Source organism: Dickeya sp. NCPPB 3274 (assembly GCF_000406205.1).
Classification (GTDB): domain Bacteria; phylum Pseudomonadota; class Gammaproteobacteria; order Enterobacterales; family Enterobacteriaceae; genus Dickeya; species Dickeya fangzhongdai.
Map to the genome: position 1 here is coordinate 1,049,979 of NZ_CM001979.1, position 16,511 is coordinate 1,066,489.

At 55.1% G+C, this 16,511-nt stretch carries 16 protein-coding genes; 15 read left to right on the forward strand and 1 reads right to left on the reverse strand.

Features of this window, described 5'->3' with window-relative positions:
• Positions 1-50 precede the first annotated feature (50 nt).
• Positions 51-845, reverse strand: coding sequence for a type I methionyl aminopeptidase (gene map, locus DXX3274_RS05485; RefSeq protein ID WP_039691628.1), 795 nt, complete (start codon positions 843-845; stop codon positions 51-53).
• Positions 846-1,209: 364 nt separating this feature from the next.
• On the opposite strand from map, the gene rpsB reads away from it, so the two are divergent.
• From rpsB to rnhB, 15 genes are all read left to right on the forward strand, one after another.
• On the forward strand, positions 1,210-1,935 hold the full coding sequence (gene rpsB, locus DXX3274_RS05490; RefSeq protein WP_033569777.1) for a 30S ribosomal protein S2: 726 nt from the start codon (positions 1,210-1,212) through the stop codon (positions 1,933-1,935).
• Between the two features lie 125 nt (positions 1,936-2,060).
• Positions 2,061-2,918, forward strand: a complete 858-nt coding sequence (tsf, locus tag DXX3274_RS05495) for a translation elongation factor Ts (protein WP_038918082.1) — start codon at positions 2,061-2,063, stop codon at positions 2,916-2,918.
• Positions 2,919-3,073: 155 nt separating this feature from the next.
• Positions 3,074-3,805 carry a UMP kinase gene (gene pyrH, locus DXX3274_RS05500; protein WP_042858988.1) on the forward strand — a complete coding sequence of 244 codons (732 nt, stop codon included), beginning with the start codon at positions 3,074-3,076 and terminating at the stop codon, positions 3,803-3,805.
• A 266-nt stretch (positions 3,806-4,071) separates the two neighbouring features.
• Positions 4,072-4,629, forward strand: a complete 558-nt coding sequence (gene frr / locus DXX3274_RS05510; protein WP_024104878.1) for a ribosome recycling factor — start codon at positions 4,072-4,074, stop codon at positions 4,627-4,629.
• Positions 4,630-4,828: 199 nt separating this feature from the next.
• Positions 4,829-6,022, forward strand: coding sequence for a 1-deoxy-D-xylulose-5-phosphate reductoisomerase (ispC, locus tag DXX3274_RS05515; RefSeq protein ID WP_042858990.1), 1,194 nt, complete (start codon positions 4,829-4,831; stop codon positions 6,020-6,022).
• Positions 6,023-6,203: 181 nt separating this feature from the next.
• Positions 6,204-6,965: a (2E,6E)-farnesyl-diphosphate-specific ditrans,polycis-undecaprenyl-diphosphate synthase gene (gene ispU, locus DXX3274_RS05520; RefSeq protein WP_038661506.1), complete on the forward strand. Its 762-nt coding sequence runs from the start codon at positions 6,204-6,206 to the stop codon at positions 6,963-6,965.
• Between the two features lie 9 nt (positions 6,966-6,974).
• Positions 6,975-7,832: a phosphatidate cytidylyltransferase gene (gene cdsA / locus DXX3274_RS05525; RefSeq protein WP_042858991.1), complete on the forward strand. Its 858-nt coding sequence runs from the start codon at positions 6,975-6,977 to the stop codon at positions 7,830-7,832.
• A 21-nt stretch (positions 7,833-7,853) separates the two neighbouring features.
• Positions 7,854-9,209 carry a sigma E protease regulator RseP gene (rseP, locus tag DXX3274_RS05530; protein ID WP_013316757.1) on the forward strand — a complete coding sequence of 452 codons (1,356 nt, stop codon included), beginning with the start codon at positions 7,854-7,856 and terminating at the stop codon, positions 9,207-9,209.
• Between the two features lie 34 nt (positions 9,210-9,243).
• The gene (gene bamA, locus DXX3274_RS05535; protein ID WP_042858992.1) at positions 9,244-11,661 is read left to right on the forward strand and encodes an outer membrane protein assembly factor BamA; all 2,418 of its coding nucleotides are present in this window, start codon (positions 9,244-9,246) and stop codon (positions 11,659-11,661) included.
• A gap of 139 nt (positions 11,662-11,800) precedes the next feature.
• Entirely contained in the window at positions 11,801-12,298 is a 498-nt protein-coding gene (skp, locus tag DXX3274_RS05540; protein WP_024104884.1) for a molecular chaperone Skp, read from the forward strand.
• A 3-nt stretch (positions 12,299-12,301) separates the two neighbouring features.
• Entirely contained in the window at positions 12,302-13,324 is a 1,023-nt protein-coding gene (gene lpxD / locus DXX3274_RS05545) for a UDP-3-O-(3-hydroxymyristoyl)glucosamine N-acyltransferase (protein ID WP_042858993.1), read from the forward strand.
• 149 nt (positions 13,325-13,473) lie between these two features.
• Complete coding sequence (gene fabZ, locus DXX3274_RS05550) at positions 13,474-13,929, forward strand: 3-hydroxyacyl-ACP dehydratase FabZ (protein WP_013316761.1); 456 nt, start codon at positions 13,474-13,476, stop codon at positions 13,927-13,929.
• Positions 13,930-13,932: 3 nt separating this feature from the next.
• The gene (lpxA, locus tag DXX3274_RS05555) at positions 13,933-14,721 is read left to right on the forward strand and encodes an acyl-ACP--UDP-N-acetylglucosamine O-acyltransferase (protein ID WP_042858994.1); all 789 of its coding nucleotides are present in this window, start codon (positions 13,933-13,935) and stop codon (positions 14,719-14,721) included.
• 3 nt (positions 14,722-14,724) lie between these two features.
• Complete coding sequence (gene lpxB, locus DXX3274_RS05560) at positions 14,725-15,873, forward strand: lipid-A-disaccharide synthase (protein WP_042858995.1); 1,149 nt, start codon at positions 14,725-14,727, stop codon at positions 15,871-15,873.
• Complete coding sequence (rnhB, locus tag DXX3274_RS05565) at positions 15,870-16,466, forward strand: ribonuclease HII (RefSeq protein WP_042858996.1); 597 nt, start codon at positions 15,870-15,872, stop codon at positions 16,464-16,466. Before lpxB ends, rnhB begins: the two co-directional genes overlap by 4 nt.
• Positions 16,467-16,511 lie beyond the last annotated feature (45 nt).

Here is a 16,511-nt window from a genome sequence, read left to right on the forward strand (position 1 = left end):
TGCGCCACCATAGACATAAAAAAAGCCGGCATCAGCCGGCTTATGCTCAATTATTCCTGATGCGTGATGATGTTGGGGATAGTGTCATCCTTACGCAACGTCATTATTTCGCAGCCGTTTTCAGTCACCACAATAGTATGCTCGTATTGCGCCGACAAGCTGCGATCCTTGGTTTTTACCGTCCAGCCGTCTTTCATGGTACGGATGCGGTAATCGCCGGCGTTGACCATCGGTTCCACGGTGAACGCCATGCCCGGCTGCAACACCACGCCGCCGTCGTCGGCGTCATAGTGCAGCACCTGCGGTTCTTCATGGAAACCACGGCCGATGCCATGACCGCAGTACTCGCGCACCACGGAGAAATCCTGCGCTTCCACGTATTTCTGGATTTCGCGGCCCAGCGTGCGCAACCGGACGCCCGGTTTGATCATCCGCAGCGCCAGATACAGGCTTTCCTGAGTAACCTTGCACAGGCGTTCCCCCAGAATGGTCGGTTTGCCGACAATAAACATTTTGGAGGTATCGCCGTGAAAATCGTCTTTGATCACCGTGACGTCGATGTTGACGATATCGCCGTCTTTGAGGATTTTCTCGTCGCTTGGAATGCCGTGGCACACCACTTCGTTAACGGAGATGCAGACGGATTTCGGGAAACCGTGGTAGCCGAGGCTGGCGGAAATCGCGTTTTGCTTGTTGGTGATGTGGTCATGACAGATGCGGTCCAGCTCGCCGGTGCTCACGCCGGGAACCACGTGCGGCTCGATGATTTCCAGCACTTCCGCCGCCAGGCGGCCGGCCACACGCATTTTTTCGATATCTTCAGAGGTTTTGATTGATATTGCCATTGAATTCAGTCCACAGGTATCGCCTTTTCCGGCGAAAGAGGGTCGGTAAATAGTGATTTATGGTATCAGCCCAGCCTGACACTGCCAAATCATCATTCCGTCACGAGGCTGTCATTCAGGGCTCGGGGCGTTACGGTAGAATGCAACAAAAGTTGGTGTCCGGAGGCGGTTTATGGTATAAAGCGCGCCGGTGATCCGGCTGGCGTTCAGGCAACTGAATACCGACTGGTTCAAACTGAACTCACTATGTGTATAACACACACGTGTCGGCACATTCGCCGGGGTGCCAGAGTGGTTTTCCATTCAGGTCGGCGCAATGGGACACGTGGAGGCATAACCCCATACTTAATCTATAGAGGTAATCATGGCAACTGTTTCCATGCGCGACATGCTCAAGGCGGGCGTACACTTTGGTCACCAGACTCGTTACTGGAACCCGAAAATGAAACCGTTCATCTTCGGCGCACGTAACAAAGTTCACATCATCAACCTTGAGAAAACGGTACCGATGTTCAACGAAGCCCTGGCTGAGCTGAGCAAAATCTCTTCCCGCAAGGGCAAGATCCTGTTTGTCGGTACTAAACGCGCAGCAAGCGAAGCGGTAAAAGAAGCTGCTACCGGTTGCGACCAGTTCTTCGTGAACCATCGCTGGCTGGGCGGTATGCTGACTAACTGGAAAACCGTTCGTCAGTCCATCAAACGCTTGAAAGATCTGGAAACTCAGGCTCAGGACGGCACGTTCGACAAGCTGACCAAGAAAGAAGCGCTGCTGCGCACCCGTGAACTGGACAAGCTGGAAAACAGCCTGGGCGGTATCAAAGACATGGGCGGTCTGCCTGACGCGCTGTTCGTTATCGACGCCGATCACGAACACATTGCTATCAAAGAAGCAAACAATCTGGGTATCCCGGTATTTGCAATTGTTGATACCAACTCCGATCCGGATGGCGTTGACTACATCATCCCTGGTAACGACGACGCCATCCGTGCAGTAACCCTGTACCTGAGCGCTGTTGCCGCCTCTGTCCGCGAAGGCCGTTCTCAGGATCTGGCTGAACAGGCAGAAGAGAGCTTCGTCGAAGCTGAATAATAAGGCCAGCTCTGTTGAGCCCTTATTAACCAGGTATTGACATATGTTGGTTAGGGGGCCTTGTCAGGCCCCCTTTTTACTTATCTCTTACTTATCTCCCCCACGAGATAACCGAGGAAAAGATAATGGCTGAAATTACCGCTGCCCTGGTAAAAGAACTGCGCGAACGTACCGGCGCAGGCATGATGGAATGTAAAAAAGCTCTGGTTGAAGCCAATGGCGACATCGAGCTGGCAATCGACAACATGCGTAAATCCGGCCAGGCTAAAGCTGCGAAAAAAGCAGGTCGCGTTGCTGCTGAAGGCGTGATCCTGACCAAAATTGCCGCTGACGGCAAATACGGCGTCATCGTTGAACTGAACTGCGAAACTGACTTCGTAGCAAAAGACGCCGGCTTCAAAGCGTTTGGCGAAGAAGTTATCGCCGCCGCGCTGAACGAGCGCATCACTGATGTTGAAGTTCTGAAAGCGAAATTCGAAGAACAGCGCACCGCGCTGGTAGCGAAAATCGGTGAAAACATCAACATCCGTCGTATCGCCGTTCAGACTGGCGACGCGCTGGGTTCTTACATGCACGGCGCTCGTATCGGCGTTATGGTTGCCGCTACCGGTGCCGACGAAGAGCTGATCAAGCACGTTGCCATGCACATCGCCGCCAGCAAACCGGAATACGTTCATGCTGAAGACGTGCCGGCTGACGTAGTTGCCCGCGAGCATCAGATCCAGCTGGACATCGCCATGCAGTCCGGCAAGCCGCGCGAAATCGCTGAGAAAATGGTTGAAGGCCGCATGCGTAAGTTCACCGGCGAGATCTCTCTGACCGGCCAGAACTTTGTAATGGACCCGAACAAAACCGTTGGCCAGTTGCTGAAAGAGCACAATGCCTCCGTGAGCAGCTTCATCCGCTACGAAGTGGGTGAAGGCATCGAGAAAGCTGAAGTTGACTTTGCTGCTGAAGTCGCAGCAATGAGCAAGCAGTCTTAATAAAAAAGGAGCCGCCAGTTGGCGGTTCCTTTTTATCCAGCCAAACTATTCGTGGTACAAGCAATTTCATGGCATCTGGCAACCCCGTCTGCGGCGCGCCGGGTGTGGCAGTAATAACCCCCAGTACGATGACAGCCTGTTAGGACAAGAACACCATGGCAACCAACGCAAAACCCGTATATCAACGTATCCTGCTGAAGCTGAGTGGCGAAGCCCTGCAGGGAGCTGAAGGTTTCGGTATCGATGCGAGCATCCTCGATCGTATGGCCCAGGAAGTGAAGGAACTGGTTGAGTTGGGCATTCAGGTCGGTGTGGTGATCGGCGGCGGCAACCTGTTCCGCGGCGCTGGTCTGGCCAAAGCAGGCATGAACCGTGTGGTGGGTGATCATATGGGGATGTTGGCTACCGTCATGAACGGTCTGGCGATGCGAGATTCGCTGCATCGTGCTTATGTCAACGCCCGCCTGATGTCGGCCATTCCGCTCAATGGCGTGTGCGATAATTACAGCTGGGCTGAAGCCATCAGCCTGCTGCGCAACAACCGCGTGGTGATTTTCTCCGCCGGTACCGGCAATCCCTTCTTCACCACCGACTCCGCTGCTTGCCTGCGCGGGATTGAAATCGAAGCCGATGTAGTGCTGAAAGCCACCAAAGTGGATGGCGTATTTTCGGCTGACCCGGTTAAGGATCCCAACGCGACGCTCTACGAATCGTTGAGCTATCAGGAAGTGCTGGAGCAAGAACTCAAAGTGATGGATCTGGCGGCCTTTACGCTGGCGCGTGACCACAACCTGCCGATCCGGGTGTTCAATATGAATAAGCCGGGGGCGCTGCGTCGCGTCGTCATGGGCGAAAAAGAAGGGACGTTGATCAGTAATAACGGCTGACGTCTAATTTAAGGTAATATCTTGTTTTGGTGATATACCCAAATAATTCGAGTTGCAGGAAGGCGGCAAGAGAGAGAATCCCGATGAGCTTACTCAGGTAAGTGATTCGGGTGAGTGAACGCAGCCCACACACCTGCAACTTGAAGTATGACGGGTATACAAGATTGCGCCATACATCGCCAGCCTGCCGCTGGTAATCAATGATTCGCTGGGTCATGCAAGTCGCGCGTGACCTGACTGGCAACCAGTTTTCAAGGGTTCACAACGTGATTAATGAAATCAGAAAAGACGCTGAAACGCGCATGGACAAATGCGTAGAAGCTTTCAAGAACCAGATCAGCAAAGTGCGTACTGGCCGCGCGTCCCCCAGTCTTCTGGACGGCATTCATGTGGAATATTACGGTAGCGCAACCCCGTTACGCCAGTTAGCCAATATCGTGGTGGAAGACACGCGTACGCTGGCTGTCACCGTATTTGACCGGACGTTGGGCCCGGCGGTGGAGAAAGCCATCATGGCATCCGATCTGGGTCTTAACCCGATGTCTGCCGGCACGGTTATCCGCGTTCCGCTGCCGCCGCTGACGGAAGAACGTCGTAAAGACCTGATCAAGGTGGTGCGCGGTGAAGCCGAGCAGAGCCGTGTGGCGGTACGCAACGTTCGCCGTGACGCTAACGACAAGCTGAAGGCGCAACTGAAAGATAAGACCATCAGCGAAGATGATGAACGCCGCTCTCAGGACGACGTCCAGAAGCTCACTGATAGCTTTATCAAGAAAATCGATGCCGTTCTGGCCGAGAAAGAAAAAGAACTGATGGATTTCTAATCCGTCGGTCAGGCACAGCGCCGCGGCAGGTGCAGGGTCAGGCCCGCGCCTCCTGCGGCGTTTTGTTTTTCAGCTTTTGGATGCGGGATGTTTTGCGTAACGCCACGCATTTTCACACCAGCCTTATCGACAGGCCGGCGCTGACGTTACAGACTGGCACCACGCCTGTTATCAAACCCAGCTTTATCAGGTCATATTCATGAAGCAACTGACAATCCTCGGTTCCACCGGTTCTATTGGCGTCAGTTCCCTGGCTGTGGTCAGGGCCAATCCAGACAAATTTTCGATAACGGCACTGGTTGCCGGACGCAATGTTTCCCTGATGGCGGAGCAGTGCCTGGAGTTTTGCCCGGCGTACGCCTCAATGGCAGACGAAGACGCGGCGCGTGAACTCCGTATCCGCTTAAGCGAAGCCGGTAGTCAGACGACCGTGCTGTCAGGCGAGAAGGCTGCCTGTGAGCTGGCGGCGCTGGACGAGGTCGATCAGGTGATGGCGGCGATTGTTGGCGCAGCCGGTTTGTTGCCGGCATTGTCGGCGATTCGCGCCGGCAAGCAGGTGCTGCTGGCCAATAAAGAATCTCTGGTGACCTGTGGCCGTCTGTTTATGGACGAGGTTTCGAAGAACGGGGCGCAACTGTTGCCGGTTGATAGTGAACACAGCGCCATTTTTCAGAGTTTACCTGAGCCAATCCAACGGCAACTGGGATATGCTTCCCTGAAGCAATACGGGGTTGAGCGGGTTGTGCTGACCGGTTCAGGTGGGCCATTCCGCGAGATTCCGTTTGCCGCATTGGATTGCGTCACCCCTGATCAGGCGTGCGCCCATCCAAACTGGTCTATGGGGCGAAAAATTTCGGTGGATTCCGCCACCATGATGAATAAGGGACTGGAATATATCGAGGCGCGCTGGCTGTTTAACGCCTCGGAAGCACAGATGGAAGTGGTTATCCATCCCCAATCAGTCATCCATTCCATGGTGCGTTACCGGGATGGCAGTGTGATGGCGCAGTTGGGAACTCCCGATATGCGGACCCCCATAGCCTATGCGATGGCCTACCCCGATCGCGTTTTTTCCGGCGCGCCGGCGCTTGATTTCTGCCAGTTAGGGGCGTTGACCTTCTCTGCGCCGGATTTCCAGCGGTACCCTTGTCTGCGTCTGGCGATCGACGCATGCAATCAAGGGCAAGCCGCGACGACGGCGCTCAATGCGGCAAATGAAATTGCGGTTGCGGCATTTTTACAATCCGGTATCCGTTTTACCGATATCGCCGCAGTCAATCAGAGCGTGATGGAACAGTTGACATTACCTGAGCCGCAAAGCGTTGATGATGTATTGTCTATCGATACCTGGGCAAGACAAGCCGCAGAAAATGTATTGCGGCGTTATCAGTAACCTTACGCTGGTGTGTTTGTTCACATGCGCCTGAAATGGTATAGTCTGCGCCGCTTGATGCAGGTGGTTATTAATAAAAGCCACGGTGATGGAAAGCTGTGTGTTCACAGCTTTTTTTATGCTGTCAGGTTTGGCGCGACTGGAATAATCATTTTCTTGCTCGAGGAAATCAATACACGCTATGCCCTCCGAAAATCAACAAGGTAGTCAGAAGTTGTTACCTAACGGTCCGCGCCATGTAGCGATAATCATGGATGGCAATGGCCGCTGGGCTAAACAGAGGGGAAAGCTGCGGATCTTCGGTCATCAGGCGGGAGTGAAGTCAGTACGCCGTGCGATCAGTTATGCGGTCGGCCAGAACCTTGAAGCACTGACGCTGTATGCGTTCAGCAGCGAAAACTGGAATCGTCCGGCGCAGGAGGTCTCTGCGCTGATGGAACTGTTTGTGCGCGTGCTGGATAGCGAAGTCAAGAATCTGCACAAGCACAATGTCCGCCTGAGAGTCATCGGTGATATCAGTCGCTTCAGTAGTCGATTGCAGGGACTTATTCGCCGTTCAGAGGCTGTGACGGAAAATAATACTGGTCTTACCCTGAATATTGCCGCGAATTATGGCGGGCGTTGGGATATTATCCACGGGGTCAGAAAAATCGCTGAACAGGTTCAGGAAGGATTGCTGCGTCCTGATACCATTGACGAGTCGACTCTGAGTCGTTACATGTGCTTGAACGATCTGGCTCCGGTTGATCTGCTAATAAGAACCAGTGGAGAACATCGCATCAGCAATTTCCTGCTGTGGCAGATTGCGTATGCAGAACTCTATTTTACCGATGTTCTCTGGCCGGATTTTGACGAACAAACCTTTGAAGGTGCCATTCATGCCTTTGCTCAACGTGAGCGTCGCTTTGGGGGAACCACGCCTGACGATGCGGATGCATCGTAGGGGGTATTTTTGCTGAAGTATCGCCTGATTACTGCGCTGGTTCTTATTCCTTTGGTTATTGCGGCGCTTTTTTTCCTGCCGCCGTTGGTTTTTTCTCTGGTGACGCTGGCTGTCTGTATGCTGGCCGCCTGGGAGTGGGGTCAACTGGCCGGTCTGGTTTCTTACACACAGCGAATCTGGCTTTCCATCGCCTGCGGCTTCGTGCTGGCGGCGATGCTGCTGACTCTGCCTGATTACCACTATTCCGTTGCGCTTGTACCGGTCTGCCTTTCTCTATGGCTCTCCCTTGCCTGGTGGGGCGTGGCGTTGCTGATGGTGCTGTTTTATCCGTCTTCCGCTGCGGTATGGCGCCATTCCCGCATATTGCGTCTGTGTTTTGGCCTGTTGACCATCGTGCCTTTTTTCTGGGGTATGGTGGCGTTGCGCCAGTTCGAATATGAAACCAACCCTTTTAGCGGCGCCTGGTGGTTGCTGTATGTGATGGTGCTGGTTTGGGGCGCCGATAGCGGCGCCTACCTGTTTGGCAAACTGTTTGGTCGGCATAAGCTGGCGCCGAAGGTCTCGCCGGGAAAAACCTGGGAGGGGTTTATCGGCGGGCTGGCAACGTCGGCGGTGATTGCGTTACTGTTTAGTCACTATGCGCCATTGTCTATTTCTACCTCTACCTTGCTGGTTTGCTCCGTAGTGGCGACGCTGGCTTCGGTATTGGGCGATCTGACTGAGAGCATGTTCAAGCGTGAGGCCGGCATCAAGGACAGCAGTCATCTGATTCCGGGTCACGGTGGGGTACTGGATCGTATTGACAGCCTGACCGCAGCCATCCCGGTATTTGCCTGCCTGATGCTGCTGCTGTTCAAGGCCGTTTAGGAATACAGGTAGAGTCTGTTTATGCTGAATATTCTCTGGAGCCTGGCCGCATTTATCGTCGCACTCGGTGTGCTGATCACCGTGCACGAATTTGGGCATTTCTGGGTTGCCCGCCGCTGCGGCGTCCGCGTCGAACGTTTCTCCATCGGTTTCGGCAAGGCGCTGTGGCGTCGCCGCGATCGTCAGGGAACCGAGTATGTGATCGCGCTGATTCCGTTGGGCGGTTATGTGAAAATGCTGGATGGTCGGGTCGATGAGGTGCCAGCGGGGCTTCAGCATCAGGCGTTCAATCATAAGACCGTCTGGCAACGGGCGGCGATTGTCAGCGCCGGACCGATCGCTAACTTCATTTTCGCCGTTATCGCCTATTGGCTGGTGTTTATCATTGGCGTGCCGGGCGTCCGCCCGGTGGTTGGCGAGGTTTTACCCGGTTCGATTGCCGCGCAGGCCCAAATTTCGCCGGGGATGGAACTAAAGTCGATTGATGGCATCGAAACGCCTGACTGGGATAGCGCGCGTTTGGCCCTGATCGGCAAGATTGGCGAACCTGACGTGGTGATTGAAACCGCGCCGTTGGGCGTCGCCAGGACCGAGAGTAAGCGGCTTGAACTGCAAGACTGGCATTTCGATCCGGAAAGGCAGGATCCGGCGGTATCGCTGGGGATTGTGCCCAAAGGGCCGCAGGTCGAAGCGGTACTGACGCAGGTTCAGCCGCGTTCCGCGGCTGAAAAAGCGGGTTTGCAAGTCGGGGACAGGATCGTTAAAGTCGATGGTCAGCTGTTGGCTCGTTGGCAGCAGTTTGTCATTGCCGTGCGTGATAACCCAGGCAAGCCGATTACGCTGGAGGTGGAAAGAGGCGGAGATTCGCTGTCCGTTGCTCTGACGCCTGATAGCAAAACGGTGGGGAAGAACCGGCTGGAAGGGTTTGCCGGTGTGGTGCCGAAAGTCACCCCTTTGCCTGATGAGTACAAGACCGTGCGCCAGTATGGGCCGTTCAGCGCCATCTATGAAGCCGGGAATAAAACCTGGCTGTTGATGAAACTGACAGTCAGTATGCTGGGTAAGCTGATTACCGGTGACGTGAAGCTGAATAATCTGAGCGGCCCGATCTCCATCGCGCAGGGAGCAGGTATGTCAGCAGACTACGGATTGGTGTATTACCTGATGTTTTTGGCGTTGATCAGCGTCAACCTGGGGATTATCAATCTGTTCCCTCTGCCAGTACTGGATGGTGGTCATCTGCTCTTCCTGGCGATTGAAAAGCTGAAGGGCGGACCGGTTTCCGAGCGTGTGCAGGACGTTAGCTATCGCATTGGCACGGTGTTGCTGATGATGTTAATGGGACTCGCACTTTTCAATGATTTCTCCCGCCTTTAGGTGTGGAACAGGTTAGGAAAAACGCATAACAACGATGGCGATGAAAAAGTTGCTCATAGCGTCGCTGCTGTTTAGCAGCGCCACCGTATACGGTGCAGACGGGTTCGTAGTGAAAGATATTCATTTCGAGGGCCTGCAGCGGGTTGCCGTCGGTGCGGCATTGCTCAGCATGCCTGTCCGGGTGGGAGATTCCGTCACTGACGAGGATATCGGTAACACCATTCGGGCTTTGTTTGCGACCGGAAACTTCGAAGATGTCCGTGTCCTGCGCGATGGGGATTCGCTGCTGATTCAGGTCAAGGAGCGTCCGACGATTGCCAGCCTGACCTTCTCCGGCAACAAGGCGGTGAAAGAGGAGATGCTCAAAGAGAATCTTGAGGCCTCCGGTGTTCGCGTCGGTGAGGCGCTGGACCGCACCACCTTGTCCAATATCGAGAAAGGACTGGAAGATTTCTACTACAGCGTAGGTAAATACAGCGCCACGGTGAAAGCCGTAGTGACGCCGCTGCCCCGCAATCGCGTCGACCTCAAACTGGTGTTTACCGAAGGGGTATCCGCCAAGATCCAGCAAATCAACATCGTCGGCAACAAATCCTTCAGCTCTGATGAATTGATTTCCCGCTTCCAGTTACGTGACGAAGTGCCGTGGTGGAACGTGGTCGGGGATCGCAAATACGAGAAGCAGAAACTTTCCGGCGACCTGGAAACCCTGCGTAGCTTTTATCTCGACCGCGGTTATGCGCGTTTCAACATTGATTCCACCCAGGTTAGCCTGACGCCGGACAAGAAAGGCATCTACATCACCGTCAACATCACCGAAGGCGATCAGTACAAGCTGTCCGGCGTGGTGGTGCGCGGCAATCTGGTTGGTCATGCCACCGAAATCGAAGATTTGACCCGCGTCCAGTCGGGCGAGCTGTATAACGGCACCAAAGTGACCCGGATGGAAGAGGACATCAAAAAACTGCTGGGACGTTATGGTTATGCCTATCCCCGCGTGGTGACCCAGCCGGAAATCAACGATACCGACAAGACCGTGCGTCTGAACATCAATGTGGATGCGGGCAACCGCTTCACCGTGCGCCGCATTCGCTTTGACGGCAACGATGTTTCCAAAGACCCCGTTCTGCGCCGCGAAATGCGTCAGATGGAAGGCGGCTGGCTCGGCAACGATCTGGTGCAGCAGGGTAAAGAACGACTGAACCGCCTTGGTTATTTCGAGAGCGTGGATGTTGAGACCCAGCGCGTGCCGGGAACGCCGGACCAGGTAGACGTGGTGTACAAGGTCAAGGAGCGTAACACCGGCAGCCTTAACTTCGGTGTCGGTTTCGGTACGGAAAGCGGCGTCAGTTTCCAGGCCGGCGTCCAGCAGGACAACTGGCTGGGGACCGGTAACTCGGTTGGCATCAGCGGTACCCGCAACGACTACCAGACCTATGTCGAATTGTCGATGACCGATCCGTACTTCACGGTGGATGGCGTCAGCCTCGGCGGCCGTATTTTCTACAACAACTTTAAAGCGCTGGATGCGGACCTGTCCGACTACACCAACCAAAGTTACGGTGCGGGTACGACGCTGGGCTTCCCGGTCAACGAGAACAACTCGTTGCGCGTCGGCGTTGATTATGTACACAACTCCCTGTCGGACATGAAGCCGCAGGTGGCGATGTGGCGTTATCTGAACAAAGCCGGCGTGGATCCGGATCCGCGTACCACGTCGAGCGCCAGTTTCGACGCCAACGACTTCTTCCTGACGTCTGGCTGGACCTACAATAACCTTGACCGTGGTTACTTCCCGACAGCGGGCAACCGCGCCAACCTGAACGCCAAGGTGACCGTGCCGGGTTCGGACAACGAATACTATAAACTGACCTTCGATTCGGCGAGTTACTTCCCGCTCAGCGAAAACCACAACTGGGTGCTAATGGCGAGAACCAAAGCCGGTTATGCCGATGGTCTGAGTGGTAAGGAAGTGCCGTTCTACGACAACTTCTTTGCGGGCGGCTCTAGTTCGGTGCGTGGTTTCCGCTCCAACACTATCGGTCCGAAAGCGGCTTACTACACAGGGTGTGGTACAGAGAGCGTGTCGTCTTGCAGCATTGACTCCACCAAAATGAGAGATGCGGTGGGCGGTAACGCGATGGCGGTCGCCAGTGCGGAACTGATCGTGCCGACGCCGTTTATTAGCGACAAGTACTCCAGTTCTATTCGTACATCTTTCTTCGTCGATGCCGGTACCGTGTGGGATACTCACTGGGAAAACACCGCTCAGACGCTGGCTGCCGGCGTGCCGGATTACAGTACGCCTGGTAATATTCGTATGTCTTCAGGTCTTGCTGTGCAATGGATGTCGCCGCTGGGGCCGTTGGTGTTCTCGTATGCCCAGCCGTTTAAGAAATACGATGGGGATCGCTCCGAGCAGTTCCAGTTTAACATCGGTAAGACCTGGTAAGCAGAACTGCCTGGTGCTTGAGATTGAAAGGAAGATGTACCGGCATTCGGCGGCGGTTTGAGCGTACAGCTCGGCTGCCGATGCCGCGATTACGATAAGCGCGATCAGCGCAGAAATACTTAGGGTGAGGAGTTTCAAAGTGAAAAAGTGGTTGTATGCCGCAGGTTTAGGTTTAACGCTGGCTGTATCTGCCGGCGCCCAGGCTGCCGACAAGATTGCGATTGTCAATGTTTCCAGCATTTTCCAACAGCTGCCGCAGCGTGAAGCGGTGGGCAAACAGCTGGAAAACGAGTTCAAAGGCCGCGCCTCTGAACTGCAGTCTATGGAGCGTGCTCTGCAGGAAAAAATGCAGAAACTGCAGCGTGATGGTTCTACCATGAAAGCCAGCGAACGCTCCAAAATGGAAAGCGACGTGATGGCTCAGCGTGAGCAATTCTCCAGCAAAGCTCAGGCGTTCGATCAGGACAACCGTCGTCGTCAGATGGAAGAGCGCAACAAGATCCTGAGCCGTATTCAGGACGCGGTCAAAGCGGTTGCCACCAAGCAGGGTTATGATGTGGTTATCGACGCTAACGCGGTTGCCTATGCTGACAACGCGAAAGACATTACTGCAGATGTGCTGAAACAGGTTAAATAATTCATGTTTTCAATTCGACTGGACGCCTTGGCTCAACAGTTGGATGCACAATTACACGGTGATGGCGATATCGTCATCACCGCTGTTGCTTCTATGCATTCAGCGCAGGCAGGACAGATTACGTTTTTATCCGATAGCCGCTATCGCGAGCAACTGAGCACTACTCAGGCTTCCGCCGTGGTGCTGACAGAGGCCGATGTGCCGTTTTGCGACAAGGCCGCTCTGGTAGTAAAGAATCCTTATTTGGCCTATGCGCGTATGGCGCAGTTGATGGATACAACGCCGGCGCCTGCACAGGGGATCGCACCTTCCGCGGTGATTGCTCCTGATGCGCGTTTAGGAGATGGGGTTTCGGTGGGCGCGAATGCTGTTATCGAATCCGGCGTGGAGCTGGGTAATGGCGCGATCGTTGGTGCGGGCTGCTTTATCGGCAAGAATGCCCGTATCGGGGCTGGAACCCGGTTATGGGCCAATGTCACGATTTACCATAACGTCGTATTGGGCGAACAGTGCCTGATTCAGTCCGGTGCGGTAATCGGTTCGGATGGATTTGGTTACGCTAATGATCGCGGTAACTGGATCAAGATTCCCCAGCTGGGAACGGTCATCATCGGCGATCGTGTCGAGATCGGCGCCAGTACCACCATCGATCGCGGCGCGCTGGACGATACCATTATTGGTAACGGTGTCATCATTGATAACCAATGTCAGATTGCACACAACGTTGTGATTGGGGACAATACCGCAGTTGCTGGCGGGGTAATCATGGCGGGCAGTCTGAAGATTGGCCGGTACTGCATGATTGGTGGCGCCAGCGTGATCAATGGTCACATGGAGATTTGCGACAAGGTCACAGTCACAGGGATGGGGATGGTCATGCGGCCTATCACTGAACCGGGCGTTTATTCTTCCGGTATCCCATTGCAGCCGAACAAGGTCTGGCGTAAGACTGCCGCGTTGGTGATGAATATTGACGAGATGAGCAAACGGCTCAAAGCTGTCGAGCGTAAGCTCGAAGACCGTTAATCACCCGTATTCGCAACTCCGCGTTTCGGACGCAAGACTGGCGCCATGTGCGCAATTTTTATTTGCGGCCTGCATGTTGTTCCTCCCTCGTTGGGGAATGTGCAGGCCGTGTTGTTGATGCTATCGTTTTTATTGACAGGAAGAGTATTTTGAATACAGACACGCATACTCTGCATATTGAAGAGATTCTGGATCTACTACCGCACCGCTATCCGTTCTTGCTGGTGGATCGTGTACTGGATTTTGAGAAAGGAAAATTCCTGCGCGCGGTAAAAAATGTCTCTTTTAACGAGCCGTTCTTTCAGGGGCACTTCCCTGGCAAGCCGATTTTCCCCGGCGTGCTGATTCTGGAAGCCATGGCTCAGGCTACCGGCATTCTGGCGTTCAAGAGCCTGGGCAAACTGGAACCGGGCGAACTGTACTATTTCGCCGCTGTGGACGAAGCGCGTTTCAAACGTCCTGTTGCGCCGGGCGATCAGATGATTCTGGAAGTCGAGTTCCTCAAGGAACGTCGCGGTATCGCGCGATTCAAGGGCGTTGCCAAAGTTGATGGTGAAATTGCTTGTGAAGCTGAAATGATGTGCGCTCGTCGTCGGGAGGGCTGATTCGTGATTGATCAAACCGCCTTTATTCACCCCAGTTCCATTGTTGAAGACGGCGCTGTTATCGGCGCCGGTGTGCATATTGGGCCGTTCTGCCATATCGGTGCGCAGGTTGAGATCGGCGCGGGTACGGTACTGAAATCTCATGTCGTCGTTAACGGTATCACCAAAATTGGTTGTGATAACGAAATTTATCAGTTTGTCACGATTGGTGAAGTCAATCAGGACCTGAAATACGCAGGCGAGCCGACTCGCGTTGAAGTGGGCGACCGTAACCGTATCCGTGAAAGCGTGACCATTCATCGTGGCACAGCGCAGGGCGGCGGGTTGACTAAAGTCGGTAATGATAACCTGCTGATGATCAATACGCATATCGCTCACGATTGCGTTATTGGCAATCGCTGTATTCTGGCGAACAACGCCACGCTGGGTGGTCATGTCTCCGTTGATGATTTCGCGATCATTGGCGGCATGACGGCGGTGCATCAGTTCTGCGTCATTGGCGCGCACGTGATGGTGGGCGGCTGCTCCGGCGTGGCGCAGGATGTCCCGCCGTATCTGATCGCGCAGGGCAACCATGCCACGCCGTTCGGCATCAACATTGAAGGGCTGAAGCGCCGTGGGTTTGAAAAAGAAACCCTGCATGCTATCCGCAACGCTTACAAGCTGATCTATCGCAGCGGTAGAACGCTGGACGAAGTGAAAGCCGATCTCGAAGCGCTGGCGGCGGATCATCCGGCGGTACAGGCATACCTTGATTTCTTTACCCGCTCGACGCGCGGCATTATTCGCTAAGTTATGACGCCGCGTCCCCTGACTATCGCACTGGTCGCCGGAGAAACCTCCGGCGATATTCTTGGCGCAGGACTGATCCGCGCGCTGAAAGCGCACGTACCCGACGCCCGCTTTGTCGGCGTGGCCGGGCCGCGTATGCAGGCGGAGGGCTGCGAAGCCTGGTACGAGATGGAAGAGCTGGCGGTGATGGGCGTGGTTGAGGTGCTGGGGCGCCTGCCGCGTTTACTGAAAATCCGCCGCGACCTGACGCAGCGCTTCAGCGAATTGCAACCGGATGTGTTTGTCGGCATCGACGCCCCCGATTTCAACATTACTCTGGAAGGTCGTCTCAAGCAGAATGGCATTAAAACCATTCACTATGTCAGCCCGTCGGTGTGGGCATGGCGCCAGAATCGCGTGTTTAAAATCGGTAAAGCCACCAATCTGGTGCTGGCGTTTCTGCCGTTCGAAAAAGCGTTTTACGATCGTTTCAATGTCCCTTGCCGTTTTATCGGCCATACCATGGCGGATGCGATGCCGTTGCATCCGGACAAAGCCGCGGCCCGGCGTGCGCTGGGGCTGGCGGAGGATGCGCGTTGTCTGGCGCTACTGCCCGGCAGCCGAAGCGCCGAAGTGGAAATGCTGAGCGCCGACTTTCTGAAAACGGCGCAATTGTTGCGACAAAGCTATCCCGGGCTGGAAGTCGTGGTGCCGATGGTCAACCAACGTCGCCGTGAACAGTTTGAACTGATTAAAGCTGAGGTTGCGCCGGAGATGGATGTTCGCCTGCTGGACGGGCTGGCGCGTGAAGCGATGATCGCCAGCGACGCCACACTGCTCGCGTCCGGTACGGCCGCGCTGGAGTGCATGTTGGCGAAGAGTCCGATGGTGGTTGGATACCGGATGAAGCCCTTCACGTTCTGGCTGGCGAAACGACTGGTGAAAACGCCGTGGGTGTCGTTGCCTAATTTGCTGGCCGGACGCGAGCTGGTCAGGGAATTGCTGCAGGATGACTGCACGCCTGACAAGCTGTCGGCGGCGCTGCAGCCCTGGCTGGCTGGCGGCGAAGCGGCGCAGCAATTGCAGCAGGTCTTTTTGCACCTGCATGAGCAGATTCGATGCGACGCCGATGAGCAGGCGGCGCAGGCTGTACTGGAGCTGTGGCGGTCATGAGTGAGGTTTTTGTTTATCCCCAGGCGCATTGTATTGCCGGCGTGGATGAAGTGGGTCGCGGTCCGCTGGTGGGCGCGGTGGTTACGGCAGCGGTAATTCTGGACCCCAATCGGCCGATTGCCGGGCTGGCGGACTCCAAAACGCTTAGCGAGAAGCGCCGTGTGGCGCTGTACGACGAAATCCGTGAAAAAGCGCTGGCCTGGAGTCTCGGCCGCGCTGAACCGGAAGAGATCGATACGCTCAATATTCTGCACGCCACCATGCTGGCGATGCAGCGCGCGGTAGCCGGATTGCCCATCACGCCGGATTTTGTGCTGATCGACGGTAACCGTTGCCCGTCGTTGCCGATGCCGTCGCAGGCGGTGGTCAAAGGCGACAGCCGGGTGGCGGAAATCAGCGCGGCCTCGATTCTGGCCAAAGTGACGCGAGATCGTGAAATGGAAGTGCTGGACCGGCAGTTTCCAGAGTATGGATTTGCGCAGCACAAGGGGTATCCTACGGCGTATCATCTTGAAAAGCTGGCGACGCTGGGCGCCACCCTTCATCACAGGCGCAGTTTCGCCCCGGTCAAGCGGGCGCTGGGCCTGGCATAACGCAAACGCATAAAACGCATATGTGCCTGATGTTGTTCACCAGGC

Excerpts from the sequence above, each read along its gene's own strand:
- map (WP_039691628.1), bottom strand. The coding sequence starts at position 845 with ATGGCAATATCAATCAAAACCTCTGAAGATATCGAAAAAATGCGTGTG.
- rpsB (WP_033569777.1), top strand. The coding sequence starts at position 1,210 with ATGGCAACTGTTTCCATGCGCGACATGCTCAAGGCGGGCGTACACTTT.
- tsf (WP_038918082.1), top strand. The coding sequence starts at position 2,061 with ATGGCTGAAATTACCGCTGCCCTGGTAAAAGAACTGCGCGAACGTACC.
- pyrH (WP_042858988.1), top strand. The coding sequence starts at position 3,074 with ATGGCAACCAACGCAAAACCCGTATATCAACGTATCCTGCTGAAGCTG.
- ispC (WP_042858990.1), top strand. The coding sequence starts at position 4,829 with ATGAAGCAACTGACAATCCTCGGTTCCACCGGTTCTATTGGCGTCAGT.
- ispU (WP_038661506.1), top strand. The coding sequence starts at position 6,204 with ATGCCCTCCGAAAATCAACAAGGTAGTCAGAAGTTGTTACCTAACGGT.
- rseP (WP_013316757.1), top strand. The coding sequence starts at position 7,854 with ATGCTGAATATTCTCTGGAGCCTGGCCGCATTTATCGTCGCACTCGGT.
- bamA (WP_042858992.1), top strand. The coding sequence starts at position 9,244 with ATGGCGATGAAAAAGTTGCTCATAGCGTCGCTGCTGTTTAGCAGCGCC.
- lpxD (WP_042858993.1), top strand. The coding sequence starts at position 12,302 with ATGTTTTCAATTCGACTGGACGCCTTGGCTCAACAGTTGGATGCACAA.
- lpxB (WP_042858995.1), top strand. The coding sequence starts at position 14,725 with ATGACGCCGCGTCCCCTGACTATCGCACTGGTCGCCGGAGAAACCTCC.
- rnhB (WP_042858996.1), top strand. The coding sequence starts at position 15,870 with ATGAGTGAGGTTTTTGTTTATCCCCAGGCGCATTGTATTGCCGGCGTG.